The 16522-nt window shown below is 40.3% G+C and carries 20 protein-coding genes; 2 read left to right on the forward strand and 18 right to left on the reverse strand.

The window, feature by feature from the left end:
* Positions 1 to 8 precede the first annotated feature (8 nt).
* The 3 genes from IDJ77_RS11520 to IDJ77_RS11530 all read right to left on the reverse strand — a co-directional run bounded on the left by IDJ77_RS11520 (position 9) and on the right by IDJ77_RS11530 (position 2392).
* Positions 9 to 635, reverse strand: coding sequence for a hypothetical protein (locus IDJ77_RS11520; protein WP_191189100.1), 627 nt, complete (start codon positions 633 to 635; stop codon positions 9 to 11).
* Positions 636 to 1278: 643 nt separating this feature from the next.
* The gene (locus IDJ77_RS11525; RefSeq protein ID WP_191189101.1) at positions 1279 to 1893 is read right to left on the reverse strand and encodes an RDD family protein; all 615 of its coding nucleotides are present in this window, start codon (positions 1891 to 1893) and stop codon (positions 1279 to 1281) included.
* A 106-nt stretch (positions 1894 to 1999) separates the two neighbouring features.
* The gene (locus IDJ77_RS11530) at positions 2000 to 2392 is read right to left on the reverse strand and encodes a hypothetical protein (RefSeq protein WP_191189102.1); all 393 of its coding nucleotides are present in this window, start codon (positions 2390 to 2392) and stop codon (positions 2000 to 2002) included.
* Positions 2393 to 2576: 184 nt separating this feature from the next.
* On the opposite strand from IDJ77_RS11530, the gene IDJ77_RS11535 reads away from it, so the two are divergent.
* A complete protein-coding gene (locus IDJ77_RS11535; RefSeq protein WP_191189103.1) occupies positions 2577 to 2819 on the forward strand; it encodes a helix-turn-helix domain-containing protein in 243 nt (80 codons plus the stop codon).
* Between the two features lie 19 nt (positions 2820 to 2838).
* On the opposite strand, the gene IDJ77_RS11540 is transcribed toward IDJ77_RS11535, so the two are convergent.
* The 12 genes from IDJ77_RS11540 to pyrE form a co-directional block, all read right to left on the reverse strand.
* The gene (locus IDJ77_RS11540; RefSeq protein WP_191189104.1) at positions 2839 to 3339 is read right to left on the reverse strand and encodes a hypothetical protein; all 501 of its coding nucleotides are present in this window, start codon (positions 3337 to 3339) and stop codon (positions 2839 to 2841) included.
* Positions 3340 to 3475: 136 nt separating this feature from the next.
* Entirely contained in the window at positions 3476 to 3718 is a 243-nt protein-coding gene (locus tag IDJ77_RS11545; RefSeq protein WP_191189105.1) for a hypothetical protein, read from the reverse strand.
* Positions 3719 to 3730: 12 nt separating this feature from the next.
* The gene (locus tag IDJ77_RS11550) at positions 3731 to 4159 is read right to left on the reverse strand and encodes a hypothetical protein (protein WP_191189106.1); all 429 of its coding nucleotides are present in this window, start codon (positions 4157 to 4159) and stop codon (positions 3731 to 3733) included.
* Between the two features lie 112 nt (positions 4160 to 4271).
* On the reverse strand, positions 4272 to 4718 hold the full coding sequence (locus IDJ77_RS11555) for a hypothetical protein (protein ID WP_191189107.1): 447 nt from the start codon (positions 4716 to 4718) through the stop codon (positions 4272 to 4274).
* 616 nt (positions 4719 to 5334) lie between these two features.
* Complete coding sequence (locus IDJ77_RS11560) at positions 5335 to 7179, reverse strand: hypothetical protein (protein ID WP_191189108.1); 1845 nt, start codon at positions 7177 to 7179, stop codon at positions 5335 to 5337.
* 59 nt (positions 7180 to 7238) lie between these two features.
* Positions 7239 to 7628 carry a hypothetical protein gene (locus IDJ77_RS11565; RefSeq protein ID WP_191189109.1) on the reverse strand — a complete coding sequence of 130 codons (390 nt, stop codon included), beginning with the start codon at positions 7626 to 7628 and terminating at the stop codon, positions 7239 to 7241.
* 107 nt (positions 7629 to 7735) lie between these two features.
* Positions 7736 to 8800 (reverse strand): hypothetical protein, encoded by a 1065-nt coding sequence (locus IDJ77_RS11570; RefSeq protein WP_191189110.1) that lies wholly within the window; start codon positions 8798 to 8800, stop codon positions 7736 to 7738.
* A gap of 52 nt (positions 8801 to 8852) precedes the next feature.
* Positions 8853 to 10178, reverse strand: a complete 1326-nt coding sequence (locus IDJ77_RS11575; RefSeq protein ID WP_191189111.1) for a site-specific integrase — start codon at positions 10176 to 10178, stop codon at positions 8853 to 8855.
* Between the two features lie 210 nt (positions 10179 to 10388).
* Complete coding sequence (locus IDJ77_RS11580; RefSeq protein ID WP_191189112.1) at positions 10389 to 11204, reverse strand: carboxypeptidase-like regulatory domain-containing protein; 816 nt, start codon at positions 11202 to 11204, stop codon at positions 10389 to 10391.
* A 30-nt stretch (positions 11205 to 11234) separates the two neighbouring features.
* Complete coding sequence (locus tag IDJ77_RS11585) at positions 11235 to 12863, reverse strand: ABC-F family ATP-binding cassette domain-containing protein (protein WP_191189113.1); 1629 nt, start codon at positions 12861 to 12863, stop codon at positions 11235 to 11237.
* Positions 12864 to 13369: 506 nt separating this feature from the next.
* Positions 13370 to 13765, reverse strand: coding sequence for an SRPBCC family protein (locus tag IDJ77_RS11590; RefSeq protein ID WP_191189114.1), 396 nt, complete (start codon positions 13763 to 13765; stop codon positions 13370 to 13372).
* A 3-nt stretch (positions 13766 to 13768) separates the two neighbouring features.
* On the reverse strand, positions 13769 to 14410 hold the full coding sequence (gene pyrE / locus IDJ77_RS11595; RefSeq protein ID WP_191189115.1) for an orotate phosphoribosyltransferase: 642 nt from the start codon (positions 14408 to 14410) through the stop codon (positions 13769 to 13771).
* On the opposite strand from pyrE, the gene IDJ77_RS11600 reads away from it, so the two are divergent.
* Positions 14409 to 15041 (forward strand): NUDIX hydrolase, encoded by a 633-nt coding sequence (locus IDJ77_RS11600; RefSeq protein WP_191189116.1) that lies wholly within the window; start codon positions 14409 to 14411, stop codon positions 15039 to 15041. The genes pyrE and IDJ77_RS11600 overlap by 2 nt on opposite strands.
* Here the strand turns inward: IDJ77_RS11600 and coaD are convergent.
* From coaD to nudK, 3 genes are all read right to left on the reverse strand, one after another.
* Positions 15016 to 15477 carry a pantetheine-phosphate adenylyltransferase gene (coaD, locus tag IDJ77_RS11605; RefSeq protein ID WP_191189117.1) on the reverse strand — a complete coding sequence of 154 codons (462 nt, stop codon included), beginning with the start codon at positions 15475 to 15477 and terminating at the stop codon, positions 15016 to 15018. The genes IDJ77_RS11600 and coaD overlap by 26 nt on opposite strands.
* 81 nt (positions 15478 to 15558) lie before the next feature.
* A complete protein-coding gene (locus IDJ77_RS11610; protein WP_191189118.1) occupies positions 15559 to 15924 on the reverse strand; it encodes a DUF4406 domain-containing protein in 366 nt (121 codons plus the stop codon).
* Positions 15921 to 16499 carry a GDP-mannose pyrophosphatase NudK gene (gene nudK / locus IDJ77_RS11615; RefSeq protein WP_191189119.1) on the reverse strand — a complete coding sequence of 193 codons (579 nt, stop codon included), beginning with the start codon at positions 16497 to 16499 and terminating at the stop codon, positions 15921 to 15923. The genes IDJ77_RS11610 and nudK overlap by 4 nt, the downstream gene beginning before the upstream one ends.
* Positions 16500 to 16522: the final 23 nt, after the last annotated feature.

Below are 16522 nucleotides of genomic sequence, written 5' to 3' on the forward strand. Positions count from 1 at the left end.
TGGCTCCGTTAGTTAATTCTTCTACGTCTGATCAATTTGCTGTGAGCAGATGCCAGAGCGCGCTCATTTAAATCATAATATGTCGTTTCGCCTTCCATGATTGAGGCATTATGGTTAAGTTGCAAAAGATAAACTGTGTGACCAATCTCTCGGTCGTCGTCTATAATAGCAATTAATGATATTAAATCACCTTCTTTCCTTCCTTCTATATTGAATCGACGATAACCATGCTTTTTTTCAGGTGGACAGGTTGGTGAATCCTCGCCTATGAGGTGGCCGGTAATGCGCTCTCCTGTTTGTTTCAAACGGAAGGTTAAAATTTGTTCTTGACCGTTCTCTGGAAAATCTTCAGGAATATACCCCTCATCCCATGTATCGGTTAAAATACGGTCTTCTTTACTTAAGTACCGATATTCCTTAGTTATATTTTGTAAATAAGTGATTAATGCAGTAGTTATCAAGCCTCCCAATATTCCAAATAAGACATTTATGCCCTGTTCCTTGAAAAGGTTGGGAAATCCTGTTTCATTCCCTTTTCCAAAAATAACACCAACATAAAAACAGCCTATAATCAGCCCTAATATTAATATAATAAGCGTGACACGTCTTATTATTTCACGTACTCTTTTACTCATATATTCAATTTCTTAAAGATATTAATTTATAAATCGGTTTATTATTCTGTTTGATATTTCCTGCTCACCGCCTGCGAACTGAGGTCGTTGTCTTTCAAAAGGAGCGCGTTAGCGCGATTGAAAGAATGCTTCACAAAGGCTTGGCGTTGGTTTTGAATACTGGCCAGTGTGATTAGTTCCTCAAAACCTATGACAAGCCTGAAGCAACGGCCGACACGCAGGTGAGCCAAATTATAGATTAGCGACTGAATTTAGATCTGTTGAGCGTTGCAAGATTCACCTGGGCGACAGCCCAAGTGAGGCGCAGCATTAGTGAAACGAATCTAAATGCAGAGACAGCTAATGTGAAGTACGAGCAAGCGAAGTGGCAAGCAGCATGACAAGCCGGACGAAGGACGGTTAATCTTCAATATGCTTTGAAAAAGCTTTTTGAAGTTAACGCAGCTTGGCGGGTTGATTGACGAGCTTCCGAGGACGCAACACCTTTCTTCCTCGTCTTCCATTTGCAGAGCGGCTAAGAACACATTTCACCATACCCTCTTAAACAACTCTTGGGGGTTATGGTGAAATATGGTTCTGGTTGCAAGTTTTCCTAAAGTTAACTATGTTTTCGTTGAGATTCGAATACGTAGGCTTTAAATAGCTACTTGTCATAGACAACCATTGTTTTAGAAAAAATATCAACTGCAGTCCGCTTGTCTTTTTCTATAAGCATCCACATATGGCCTAATTGAAGCGTAAAAAAATTAAGAAGCATGAATACTCCTCGAATAAATCCAAGTTCATAATTAAGGTCGCCTTTTTCTTTTGTAACGACTTTGAGGCCAAGAGCACTCATGCCGGGTGTAGCACTGTTAGTACCTAACGAAATGCAATAATAAAGGAGGTATAATGCCAAGCAGCCTGCATCGTAGGCTGCATCCGTAAGCACTCCCAAAATGGATAATGACAATTGTAAAAGGTAGCATATCCCAAAAAACGCTAAATGGTCGATAACATACTGGCAGAGCCTGGCAACAAAAGAGGCTGGAGAATGTATTCGTGGTTGGTTTGCTACGTTATTTTTTGAGGACAAATAAGCAGTGTCGTAGCTGTGCAGTTCTACTTCTGACAAACCTCGGTCCAATAGAATTTCTCTAATTATAGGCATAACGCCAACTTCGTAATCATTTTGGCTGGTTGATAATATTTTGATAAGCTGGTCGTCAGTCTTCTTTATTAGACTTTGTTTGATGGCAGGGAGGTTGAGTGTGGACATTATAGGATTTATTTAGGTATTTAAAGGTACAGACTATTTAAATACTTAAAGAGCCTACCGAAGTAGGCTCTTTAAGTAATCATTGAAGTTTACAATACGCTGCTTGCTAAAATCGCTTTCCTGTAATAGTGTAATTCGCTGTTTGATACGGTGACTTTATTTGACGCACCCTCCAAGTAAATGTTGCTGAAGTCATTACAAAAGCCGTTTTTGTAACTGTAAGAGAATAAGTGTAACTTTCAGTTTGGTCTGTATTGTATGTTGTGTTTGAGTAGACGCTGTCGGAAACTTTTTGGAGATACACTAACTGCTCAACGCCAACTTTTACAGATGCGCTGTTATCGTATATTGCAATGACCATCGACTTACCTAATGTTCTTGGTGCGTGGTTGTCATAAAGCTTTTGTACCGATGCCTCTAATCCTGTTATCTTCAAAGTCTGTGAAAATGACGTTAACCCAATAAGCATCGATGCGGCTAGAAAAAAAAGTCCTTTCATAAGTAATCTTTTAGTTAAAAGTTTTGTTAATTTAATAATAGTGTGAATATGGATATGCTTAAGTAACTGGTTTAGGTAATCGCAGCTCAGTCGAATTACAAGCAGGGTACTTCATGCGAATATAAGAAATACTTAGTTATTACTAAGCAATAATTGGGCTTTGTTTTTCTTCTTTCGTTGTTTGATGGGAGCGAACCAGAAAACAGCTATTGAGGCTTACGTAATCGATAAGGTCAAAGAAAAAAGGGAGGAATTGGGTTTGTCCCAAGCTGAACTTGCTGCTCAATTAGATGTGTCTAATGGTTTCATCGGACAAGTTGAAAGTTCAAAATCGCCTACCAAATACAATCTTAATCACTTAAACAAGCTGGCAATAGTATTCAAGTGTTCAGTCAAAGATTTCATACCTGACAAACCTTTAAAGTAGGAGCCGAAGCTCCCACTAACTAAGCCACTGCAAGTATTAGTTTTCTCCTCGCTGCTGTCACTTTATATTTTATTTGTTTAAAAGTGTGGTGTTTATTCCGCTCTTCAATGTATTCATAAAGTTCAGAGCAAGAGTTAATAAGCCAGTCGGTTTTTACGCAACGTTCTATATTGATACCGGTTGCTTCCTTAGCTGTGTGCTTGTAAACCAACCTTATCAGCTTTGAAGTAATTGCGCTAAGGCCCTCTTGGTTGGTAACTTGTTCAATACCAAAGTGGATGCTCAAAACGTCCTCATTGCTGCATTCCAACCGCAAATAAATTAAGGGATTAACGAGTTCATGAATTATAGCGCCTGCTTGAGAAGTAGCATTGTCTTCGCGCTCTAATGTGTAGCGTAATTCTTCCGGCTCCAGCGTAGAAAGCATTTGTTTGGCTTGTTTAAGCACAACGAAGTATGCCAGCCCAACTGACTTATTATAAGTTAACTGGTTCTTTTTGAGTTTAGGGTCGTGTTTCATTTTGAATATTGTTAAAGGGTTTATGATTTGTGATAAAATGAAAAATGCCTGGTAAGGGACTTACCAAGCATTTTGAAATTGATTTGTAGAGGCAACTGTAGCAGTTACCTTTTAATGAGTTAGTGGGCCGCAGCCACTACTCCCTAACAGTCTTTGCAATGAGGTTTGCTTTTGGATCATTTTTGACCTCAAACAAGCGCTTAGCCGGCACAGCGTAATACCGATCCTGAAATTCAGAGTCGTAAAACTCGTTGTGCATTAAACACTCCCGCTTGAACCAGGAATAAGCTTGCAATTCGTTTGCTTCTGCCCACTGCACGTAAACGTATATGCGTTCTTGCGGTAACTCGCCTATAAAAGCTAATAATTGTTTATCCATGATTTATTTGAGTTAAGATTTTGTGATGATGTATTTAGGGTCTTGGTATGCAACCACGCCTTTAAAATATGCAGCTAAATCGCGCTCTTTTCGAGTTACAAATTGAGTTAAGTGAAACTCTTCGAATAGTAGCCAAATCTGCTGCTCGTATGGGCAGTTGTTAAACTCATATTCGAGTACCATTTGAAAGTCAAGTGTGCATTCAATGCACCACATAAATGTTGGCGAAATGAAACTGTAGATTTTGAATGGCTCCGAACCATCATCCTTGTAGTTCCCGAAGAAATAAGCACTGCCAGGCTTTATGTATAGTTCTACAACTTTGCGTGTAACCTCTTCATAAAATGAGATTTGAGCTTCAACGAGGGCTTGGTAGTTATTTGGATGCGTGCTGTTTGAGATAGCTTTCCAGCGTTTTTTGATGAATGATTTTTTAGACATAGTAGTTGTTGGGTTTTAATTGAAAAGTGATGAGGTGGCTTGTAATAGTTTTATAGAGGCGCTTTAGATGCACAGGAGATAGAAAGAGCCCGATTTTGGGTCGGGCTCTCAATTAGAATTTCTGAATGGATTGGGAACCAATCCGCAAAGTGCAAAGGGTAAAGAACTTAGGTAAGCTTCTTAGGTAAGTGGTTTCTTCGGCGTGCACGCTTCGCGGCAGCGAGGCGATTAGCGCTCTTATTTGCTGTTCAAGTGGGCAATTCTCGAACTGGAAACTTATTGCAAAATCCCAGCATTCATCGCAAGCGAGAAACCATCTGAAATCACGGGTAATGAAGTGGTGAATGGGATTGCCGAATTGAGATTCCTTATGGTCAACATCAAAATAAGCTGTGCCTGGTAATTGCTGATAGAGTTCTTTAATGTGGTTGAGCACAGCGAAGTAGTGCTTTTCCCGGATGGTATTGCGCCTCTTTTGCTGGGTCGACGTATGGTTAGTAAGCTTAGCTTTCTGATATTTCGATATCAGCTTTTGGTCTGTTTTCGGTTGTGTTTGCATGGTTTTGGTTTGATTTGGTGATAGAAATTGTGATGTTTTGTAGCCACAGGCTAAAGTGGCGACCTGAATTGGGCAGCATTGCTAATGGATTTCAAGTGGAATTTGAACGCAGTTCAAAGGGCATGCAATCTGCCCGATTGGGACAGTCACTGTGCTTGAAGGCTATAGAACATATCGAACTCCATCGGACACAGGCAAGGGGGTAATGTTTGGAACGATCAAATCGAGCGCAAGCCACTCAAAAAAAAATATATGTAGTAAAATTTGTGATAGAGCCATTTAATAGGTTATTGTTCCGTTATTCCGAATGGGAAGGGGAGGTTCTAAATTTCAGGTAGCTGTCCTGGTTACCTTTTAAATGAATGTATTGAACTTGGCCCAACTCTCGAATTAAAAGTCAACTTGTAAACGATAATTATAAGTGACTATTTAGTATCAATCTCGGCAGAAGGTCAGAAACAAAATAGGGCTACCGAATGGTAACCCTATTGCTTAACTCAAGATTTTATCTACCTGTATAAAGCATAAATTTTAAGAAATTCTGAATTGATAGATAGATAGATAGATAGATTCATTTTCCAACTCAGGTTTTTAACTTCCTATATAATATTAAAACTCAAAAAAACTGATTTGACTCTGCATACTCAAATTTTCGATCCCGGAGCTTATATACGTTTTTCTTTAACTCTGTAGACCGATCCCCTTCAAAGAATAACAGAATATGCTGACCAACCACTTTGCGTTTTACATTTGCATTTTGATAAGCTTGGTGCATTAGCTCAACTAATTCCGTTTGAACATGTGTATGATAAGGTTCAATCAACTGGTAGATATGAGGAGCTAGCGCTTTAACTTCTTTTAGATCTTTTGCCTCTGAAACAGCTTTTTTAATTTTCGAGCCTACAAAGTCGGTTTGTTCGAGGGTGGATTCGTCTAGATTGTCTACACCTAAGGCTATATCTGAAAACTGCTCACGTAATTTTGAAATTATGTTTGTCGGCTTAAACAAGATAAAATGAAAATGAGATTTAATCTTGTACCTATACAGCATCCTGGCAACTTGCTGATGCATCTCTTTTTTAGATGTGCTATGTTTCAAATCAAATAGGTCTTTATCGCCGGCATCAAATATATCTTCTGAGTAAGTGCTAACAAAGTATTTGCTTTGTTCTGCATATGCCGACTTTAAGTTACTTACATCTTTATAATATTCTTTTACCCTTTCTTCGTGAATAAAATTGTCTACCATAGCATCATTAAGGTTTCCATTTTCATCATAAAATGAGTGTGCCTTAGAGTCTGTAATTGCTTTTTGTAATGCATCCCTTTCGCCCAAGTTGGTTGCCCTCTTGTAACTTTGAACAAATCCTTGATAAGCATCTAAATGTCCATTAATATAAAATCGTGCCTCTTTTGGTGTTTTTGCCTGTAGATTAGGGTTGAAATTGGTAATGTGGGTATAACTGTTGATTCCGTTTCGGAAACGACCAGCAATCTGAATTATCTCTGTCTTAGGGTCAAGAATGCTGTGTGCAGCGAAAAAAACATCAGTTATAAGTATTACGTCAGGTTTATAATCGACCTTAATATCTATTGCAGAAAAGTACCTACTTGTAAAGAAATTTGATTTAAGCATCTTATTGACGTGGAAGTCGTCCGTTGCTCGTTCAAAAGGCACCCCATCTCTAATTAGTTTTACAACGCTATCCTCTGAGCAGAATGCCATATAGTTACTCTTTAGGTTTAAGGCTTTAACAATTGCATTTATTCCTTTAGTTGAATTAAAGAATATACTTACGTGGTCACTATTTAACTGTGCAAGTCTCATTTTTAAAGATTCAATTACATTATTCGTGTTCAAAATATTTATATCAACGGAATAGTCAAATTGTGGCACAATGATGTAGTTTTTAAACGGATTGAACCGCAGGTCACTAAACGGTAGGGTTGTCGCCGATACAAGCGCCCTTCTCTTGAAATAAAAAAAATGATTTAACGGTGCGGCAATATCCCCTCGGTAGGATACGTCAGTAACTATACGTTCAGATTCATCAATCAACATGAAATACTCGGCATACAATACCGCTAGGTCGCCATATATTTCACGGAAAGCTTCTACAACTTTATAAATAAAGCCCTCGGGGGTTGTAACTATTTTTTTGTATTTAATATCCGATAACAGGTATGCTTTGATTTTGGCTATGGTAACTCCTTGGTAGACAGCAATCACGGGCCGTTCAGGAAACAATTCATTATGCTCTTTCCCTTTAGCTTCAACTACCGGTCTGTTAGGTAATGTCTCTATCAAGTTACTTTCAAAATAGCGAATTGCAAAAGTTGTAATACCTACACCCGGAACTGTTTTATGATATTGGCTATCTGTGTCAATTCCTTGGCTTTTAAACGGTTCTATTTCACTTAGGTATTTTCCTGATGGGAGTTTTATTATGATGGGTTCCATATATTATAATTAGATGGTTAATAAAAAACCCGACAACTAATAAGCTGTCGGGTAGTGTGTTAAGCTTTTTCGGCTTCTTTTGCCAAATCCTCTAATGTAAAATTTATGGTGAAGAGACCCAAATGGTAGTCCCTAAGGAATTGGTCCATATTATCCAAAAGGACAACCTTAAAGCCCTCTGGTCCATTAGATTCAAGTACGCTAATATACTTGTAGTTTAAGCCGCCCTTGTCTTGGCGCACTTTACGAGGGAAGTTGTACTTTCCGTTTTCGTTGAGTTTAACGATAAACTTGTCCAAATCAGACACATCGTCGAAGCGTCCCACATCGACAAAATCGAGAAGTGTTTTGGGTTGGATGTACTTAGCCAAACACATCGCCGCAGTTAAGACGGATTTGTTACTTGTTGCAGAGGCGTTTTTGCCTCTGCGTTCATTTATAAAAGACATAACCGAATTCAACCTGCTTTAAATGATCAACAACATTGTTTCTCATTAAGGTTTGGTCAAATGTCGAAATGCTAATGCAAGTAAGAATTCAAAAACGTTTGGGTACCTTACTGGGCAGGCTTATCTTCACGAGTTAATAATTCTCTTAACCTTTCTTCTGAAAGAAACTTGCGAGATTTAGTTGAGGCGGTTGTAGGTATACGTTCATGCGTTGTAAAGTCGTCCATCTTAAATTCTTTTAAAATGTTGACGTAAACTGTTAAATGTGGTATTGTTATGTTATTAACATTAGGGGATGTATAATGACAGAAAACTTTATGAAGTTCCAAACAAAATCGCCGAGTTACTTTGCGTTTTGCATTAACAAAAACAGGAGGGTTGGAATTAGACAAATCTTTTAATTGCGTTAGAGCTTCGCTATCGGTCGAGTTATTTAATTTAGAAATGATATTTTTCAATTGTACACCATAGTAGTCAGTAGATATTGGTAATTTGTTATTAAGGATACTTTCAATCAATGACTGCAGAACCCAACTCGTTAGGATTGGGTCATTCTGAATATGAGGTTTATGATTTGAAATAATATTGATTTCCGCAGGAGCTTTACCTGATTTGTAATAACCATAAAGCAAGGTACTTATATATTTAACTTGTTGATGGGCTCTATAATAATGGGGCTGCTTTCTGAAATCTAGGTCACGAATGCTGTTATTCACTGAGACAGTACCCGCAAAATCAGTTTCATACGCATCCCATAGTTTATCATACAAAAAGAGCGTAGCAAATAGTAAGGTATCAAAATAATGAACTAGTTGGGATCCCAATTGCGACGTTGGGTTAATACAATTCATGAATGTATCCCTGATTTTATCGCTTATTCGTTTGTTGAGTTCACGGAGTGCTTCGCGATAACCGATTAAGTCACGCTCTGTCTTATTTGAGCTGGCATATTTATGATATATTTCATTATAATCTAGCAGTTGAGGGTCATGATTAACGATGCTTGACGGAAATTGAATGTCAAGACAAGTTACTTTCACTCCATTCAAAGTGAAATCATCTCTATCCAGATCCTTATACTCAGGATTAATTAACGTAAATATTGCCAAATCAACGTTTAGCAGGTCTATATAGGGAGTGGGGTCTATGAAGTCTATTACTGGTTCTGACATTGGCACCAAGATAAAAAAAGCAGGGCAGTTTCCCACCCTGCCGATTATTAAATTAACGTGTACAGTGAAATTTAATTGAGCTCAAATTGATGTGTAAACTTATTCGGTTAGGCTCCTTCAACACATATTTGCCTTGATAAACCACCCGTTTTGGACATGGTATCACGCTAGTTATAACCCTATCGTTCATATCTTCAATTAAGGTTTGGTCGAATTCATCCAAGTAGATGTTGGTGATTTTGTTTCCGTATTCGTGCCCCATACCTTCCGCAATCAGCTCATTTGAATAACCGAGACGCTTTGCTATAGTAGCCCAGGTATGACGTATAACATATGTTGTTATGTTACCGCCAACTTTTGATTGCTCTGCTATACGATTAAGATACTTATTGGTGGTCTTAATCCACTGACGTGTTATCTTTTTTGATTCCTCGCCATCCTCAATCATGCCTTTAGGAAATACCGGTAGGAGGTACCCGTTCTCGCCATTTTCATATAGCTTTAAGATGTTTAAAGCAACTGGATGTAGCCTTATATTATACAGCTTTTTAGTTTTCCTTCTACGGTAGACTACGCAACCGTCTTTTATGTTACCCGGTTTCAGGTATGCTAAATCAGTGAACGATATACCTCTCAATGTAAAGCTTAAGAAGAGGTAATTAGCTGCATGCCATTCTTGAGAGTTGGTCTTTTTAGGATAATCATAAAGCTTAGATACCTCATCCGCTTTGATAGCGCGCTTAGCCGTCTTTTCAGTTTTTATAGGGATATCATTAAAGGGGTAAAGTTCCCGAGACACTATCTTTGCTTTGATAGCCTTGTTGTATAAAGCCCTTATCGTGCGAAAGTAGTTACCGACACTGTTCTCTTTTAGTCCTTGTTGGTAAAGACTGTTTTTGAACTTTTCTAAGAACGTATAATCTATTTTACTAAACGTTATTGCCTCATCATCGCAATAATCTATCAAACGGTTCACGGCTGTTTGGTAAACGTATGCACCTCCAGTTCGCATGACCTTTTTCATATCGTTCATCACATCGTTCGCGAACTCTTTAAAGGACTTTTCTTTCATTTTTTTAACTTGCGTAGGGTAGAGGATATCCTTTAGTGCATCAAATGTGAATTCCCCTTCACTTTCAACTTTTAGGATTGCTTTTTGAATTTTGAGATATTCTTCTGTTGCTTTACTACTCAAAGCGAGTGCATTTGTGTTTGCTTTCGTAACCTGTAGAGCGAATTTGTCCCAGTGCTCTGTTTTGAGGTAGATACCGGTTTGATAAGCGTTTACCTTTCGATTGAAGGTAACTCGTACAACTAAAGGAAATGTACCATCTTGTTTAGCCCTACGTTCGTCGAGGGCCAATTTATAAGTAACCATAATGATTGAATTATGGTCAACTTCATTTGCAAACAGTGTGCAAACAAATCAGAAGAATCAAGTGGAAAATAGCTCGTAAACATCAAATTCAGACGTTTAACAACGGCTTTAACTGATTAAGAGTCAGTTGCTCTACCGGCTGAGCTACCAAGTCATATTTTTACCGGGCTGCAAATATACAGCTTTATGTTATTAAACAAATAGCAAATGCTAATACTCCGCCAATACATTAAACCCAACACCGGCAATTCCTTCTTTTTCCCATCCTGCCTGGCTGGTTTCGCGCGAGATAACGGCGCTGCTAAACAAACTCGCCGAAAACATAATGCCATGTCCGCGCGCATTTTTTATCCACTCCAGGCTTACAAAAAACTTATCCTCTACCACTATTAAATAAGGCTCAAGGTCTACAGTTATTTTTTTGTCGCCCTTTTTAACGGCAACAAAAATGCTTTGTAGCTGCAGGGGCTTATCGGGCAAACCGTCTTTCACGGTATAAAAGTTAAGGCGCAGCTGTACCGAATCGGTTACATCGCCGGCTATGGAAGCATTGAACTGTTTAAGATAAGTTGGCGCACGCTTTATTTTAATAATGGCTCCTATCTCATTACCCAGCTTATTACTGGTGAACCCCGCGTTGGTAGATTGCGATTTAGTTGTATTGCCCAATACAACCTGTTTCCATTTGTGGTTGGTAACACGCACCTCCTTTATTTCGCGCAGATCCGGCTGTAGGCTGATGCTTTTATAGGAGCCGTATCCTTTTCTGAAATCGGCAATTAAAAACGATTGCGGGCGATAACCGATAATCGAGATTCGCAAGCTATCGGCATCGTGGCCGGTTAAAGAAATACTGTATTTACCATCCGCATCAGAAACGGTACCAACCGCCTTGCCAATAATGCCTACGTTAACGTAGGGCAGGGGCTGGTTGGTTTTCGCATCTTTTACAATACCATCAAATACCTGCGCATGGGCAAATAAGGCTGTAAAAATAAACAGGGCAATAAAAACTAAATACTTCATACCTGCAAGACGGATAAATACAGCCTTTAGTTACGCCGTAGCGTACATTTCTTCGCGCTGTTTTTGTACCACATCGCTGTTGATATACTCATCGTAAGTCATCAACTTATCAATTGCGCCGCCAGGGGTTATCTCAATAATGCGGTTGGCAACGGTTTCTACCAGCTCATGATCCCGCGAGGTGAACAAGATGGTGCCACGGAAGTCTTTCAAGCCATTATTAAGCGCTGTGATCGATTCCAGGTCGAGGTGGTTGGTTGGCTCATCAAATAATAAAAGATTGGCTTGTTGCAGCATCATACGGCTAAACATGCAGCGCATTTTTTCGCCGCCCGATAATACATTACTTTTCTTCAATACTTCTTCGCCGCTAAACAGCATACGGCCTAAAAAGCCACGGATAAACTGATCGTCCTTTTCGCCGGGCGAATACTCGCGCAGCCAGTCTATCAGGTTCAAGTCCTTGCCTTTAAAGTATTCGGCGTTATCAATAGGGATATCTGCCGCGTTAATGGTAACGCCCCATTTAAAGCTGCCTTTGTAATCTTTATCGCGCCCGGTTAAAATATCATACAAGGCTGTTGTAGCCAAACTGTTGTTTGATAAGATAGCTATTTTATCGCCTTTGTTAACCAGCAGGTTTACATCGGCAAATAACACCTCGCCGTTAAGGCTTTTGCTCAGTTTTTCAACCTGCAGTATTTGGTCGCCAGCCTCGCGGCCCAGATTGTTGAAGATAATGCCGGGGTATTTACGGTTTGATGGCTGTATCTCATCCAGGTTTATTTTATCCAAAGCCTTTTTACGGCTGGTGGCTTGTTTTGATTTTGAGGCGTTTGCGCTAAAACGGCGGATAAATTCCTGCAGTTCTTTCACGCGGTCTTCGGTCTTCTTATTTTGGTCGCTGCGTTGTTTCAGGGCCAATTGGCTCGATTCGTACCAGAAGGTGTAGTTACCGGTATAGATGGTCATCTTAGCAAAGTCGATATCTACCACGTGGGTACACACGGTATCCAGGAAGTGCCTGTCGTGCGATACCACCAAAACAATGGCCTCGTACGATGCCAGGAAATCTTCCAGCCAGGTAACGGTATGGATATCCAAATCGTTGGTTGGCTCATCCAGCAGCAGGATATCGGGTTTACCAAACAAAGCTTGTGCTAATAATACGCGCACCTTTTGTGTATTATCCAGGTCTTTAACCAACTGGTAATGAAATTGCTCCTTAATGCCCAAATTGCTCAGCAGGGTAGCGGCATTGCTTTCGGCGTTCCAGCCATCCATTTCGGCAAAAAGATTTTCCAGCTCGCCGGCTCGTTCGCCATCGGCATCGGTAAAATCCTCCTTCAAATAGATGGCATCTTTTTCCTTCATTACGGCGTACATCTCTTTGTGCCCCATCATAACGGTTTCCAAAACAGTGTACTCGTCAAAAGCATAGTGGTTTTGGCTTAATACAGCCATGCGCTCGCCGGGCGTAAAACTCACCGATCCGCTGCTTGGATCGATCTCTTTTGATAATATTTTTAAAAAAGTAGACTTGCCCGCGCCGTTTGCGCCGATAATACCATAGCAGTTACCCTGTGTAAACTTAAGATTGACGTCTTCGAACAGCGTGCGTTTGCCATAACGAAGGGATAGATTAGAAACCGTGATCATTGCACTTATAATTTCCGCAAAAATACGGTTAAATACTTAATTTATTAGCATGAATATACATAGTGTATTGCTAACATGAAGAGATTTTAATACGTGTGAAAAATACACTTTTTATTTCCGTAAAAATTTGGCTAAAAAACCTCGCATTTAGCATTAAAATCCTCTATAAATTGCCAAGAAAAAAGTTTTTGGTAGCAATAACTGAAATTCCCCAAAAAGTAACGATTTGTGTGTAAAGTATTGCACAAATTAGTTTCAATATTGGAAACTAAATGTACTTTTAGGCCGTTAATAAACACATAAACCAATTCTACCTTTTTGGAACAGCCTTTGACTTGATATTTGTAAGAGTGTACTTTAATTTAACCGATTTTATTCAAAAGTTATGGGATCTGTCATTATCTGTTTAGTTGTCATCAACATTGTGATGGCCTTGCGCAACAATCACGAACGAGAAGTATATTAAGATATATAATACACTTTGTGCCCCCAAGCAAGCCCAAAGATCAGCTGAAAATCTCAGTTAGTCTTTGGGTTTCGTTTTCTGTAAGCTTTTGTAACGAGCCCGACGCCATCATTTTCATCAGCATATTAAGGTTAGCCGTTAAAGTAAAGGTAGCTTCGGTATCGGCGCCGCTCTCGGCAAGCACCCATTTCAATTCCATATCGAACGGTGGTTTTTCGGCAGGAATGATGATAATTTCTCTGTTGGTTATCCGGTGATGTATTTTGAGGCTAAGTTTGGTGATGTTCTGGATCTCGAAACTCGCCACATCGGCGGTTGATGTCCAGCCAATAACGTTTTCGGGCATTAGTTTGCCATGATTGCTCATATCTGCCAGGAAAGCGTAAACTTCGCTCACCGGTTTTTTTACGAGCACTTTACTTTCAAATACGCTCATATGTTATTGTCCCCAGGTTGAAGGTTCTTCACGCCATTTTTTCAGTATTTCTATATCACTTTCAGAAATGTATTGTTTTTCTTCGGCGTACTTAAGCAAGGCGGTATAGTTAGACAGCGTTACAAACGGGCATTTAGCATTTTTAAAATTCTCTTCGGCCAGGTCGAACCCGTAGCTGAATATGGCGGCCAGGCCGGCAACGTTGTAACCGGCATCGCGCAGGGCGGCAACTGCCTGTAAACTGCTTTTACCGGTAGAGATAAGATCCTCAATTACAACCACACGTTTATCGGTAGATATTTCGCCCTCTATTAAACTGCCGGTACCATGTTCCTTTGCCTTAGCGCGTACGTAAATAAATGGCAAGCCCAATTCCTGCGCTACCAATGCACCCTGGGGAATCCCCGCAGTGGCAACGCCTGCAATACAGCCAACAGCGCCAAATTTCTCCTGTATAACAGATGATAATTGCTGCCTGATGTAGGTGCGGATAGTAGGGAATGAAAGCGTAATGCGGTTATCGCAGTAAATTGGCGATTTCCAGCCCGAAGCCCATGTAAAAGGATTATTAGGTTGTAATTTTATTGCTTTAATTTGCAGCAGGAACTCGGCAACCTGCTGTTCGGTCTCACTATTGGTAAACATGGCTCAAAAATACAGAATTTATATTAACGAAAAAGTGATTTTGCTAACCGCCGAGGCGCCAGAGCAAATAGAAAAATTTCAACGGATTGATGCTGAGCATTTTGATCTGAAATTAATTTATCCGTGGGTAGATAATAGCCCCGGGCAATATTTTTTTGTATTGACTGATGACCCTAAGGATTTCCTGAAAAAAGCCACCAAAACCGTTAAGCTGGTTGAGGCCGCGGGTGGCCTTGTTCAGCATGAAGATGGTACGCATCTGTTTATCTACCGCAACGAAAAATGGGACCTGCCAAAAGGTAAGATAGAAAAAGGCGAGAAAACCAAAGTTGCCGCTGTACGCGAGGTAGAGGAAGAGTGCGGCATAAAAGTAAACAGCCTGGAGGATAAGATCTGCAAAACCTACCATATGTACCAGTGGAAGGGCAAAACCGTGTTAAAGAAAACCCACTGGTATTTAATGAAACACAAAGGCAAAGCCAAACTGGTACCACAGATAGAAGAAGGCATAACCGCCGTACGCTTTTTTAACCGCGAACAGGTGGCGGCCATTATAAGCAATACTTTCCCATCTATTATGGATGTGCTGGAGAAAGCGGAGCTGATTAAAGAAAGGGAAGCGCCTCTTTAGGCATAAACTGGGTAACATCGCCATTGTAGCGGATAATTTCTCGCACGATGCTGGAACTGATGGAAGAATAGCCCGGCTTGCTCACAATAAAAATACTTTCAATTTCGGGTTCCAGAGCGTGATTCATCTGGGCGATGGCTTTTTCGTATTCAAAATCGCTTACGGTGCGTATTCCGCGGATCATATAATCGGCACCGATGCTTTTACAAAAATTTACGGTAAGCCCCTCGTAGGCTATAATATGGATGCGCTCGTCATGCGCGAAAACCGCACGTAGCATATCTTCGCGCTTGCCTACGCTCAGCAGGCCCTGTTTACTGGTGTTTACGCCAATGCCGATGTAAAGTTTATCAAACAACCCTACACTCCTTTTTACAATATCCACATGGGCCTTGGTAACAGGATCGAACGAACCGGGGAAGAGCGCAATTTTCATATAGACGAGGGATATATCTACCCAAAAGTAACTAATGATTTGTAATGTGATACAGCTTAAGCCAAATTAATACGAATTAGCCTAAGCATTTAAAATCTCCTCCAAACTATAATAAACCTTCAAGCCCATATCTTCAGCAAACTTCACATCGCCATCGGCCCCTTTTGATGCACCTTCTATGCGAAAAATGGCATCGCAGCGGGTAATTAAACGGCGGGCGATGGGATAGGAGATCTCTTCATAAATTTCATCCCCGGCATATTTGCAGCCGGCTTGTTTTAGTAATGGCAGTGCAAACCATTCGCCAATAATAGGGATGTGCCCGGCACGGAATAAGGGTAGGGCAACTTCTTCCATACGCTGTAAATTTTGCGCCATCAGGATGGGGTCGTCATTTGTGCCGGAGCGGTAGGGGCCTGCGATGAGAATTGTTAAAGATTTTTTCATGACACTAAATTGTTTATTTGTGCGTGTTGTAAAAGCATAATGGTTTTTGCATCGCGGATCTCCCCGGTTTTTATCATGGCGATGGCATCTGCAAAAAGCAGCTCCATTACTTCGATGTTCTCGTGTTCATCGGCGGCGCCTCCGCCATCGTTCACCTTCATACCACTGGCGTATTCGGCCACAAAAAAGTAAAGGATCTCGGTTACCGAGCCAGGCGACATATACACCTCAAACACCTTTTGTACCGATGATAATTTATACCCGGTTTCCTCTTCAGTTTCCCGCCGGATGCATTCCTCCGGGTTATCATTATCCAGTAAGCCAGCACAGCACTCTACCATCATGCCATCTTCATTTCCATTAATGTAGGTCGGGATCCTAAACTGTTTGGTAAGTATAACCGTACCCTGCAGCTTGTTATAAAGCAGTATGGTAGCGCCGTTGCCGCGGTCGTATGCTTCGCGTACCTGCGTAATGGTTGTCCCATCGTTTTGGGTGGCCTCGAACGTCAGTTTTTTAAGCGTGTACCAGTTGTTGGAGAGGATTTCGGTTTTTAGTATATTGATATTTTTCATCTATATAAATGAACGAATTTGAT

Origin of the sequence: Mucilaginibacter pankratovii (assembly GCF_014773265.1) — a bacterium.
Taxonomy (GTDB): Bacteria; Bacteroidota; Bacteroidia; order Sphingobacteriales; family Sphingobacteriaceae; genus Mucilaginibacter; species Mucilaginibacter pankratovii.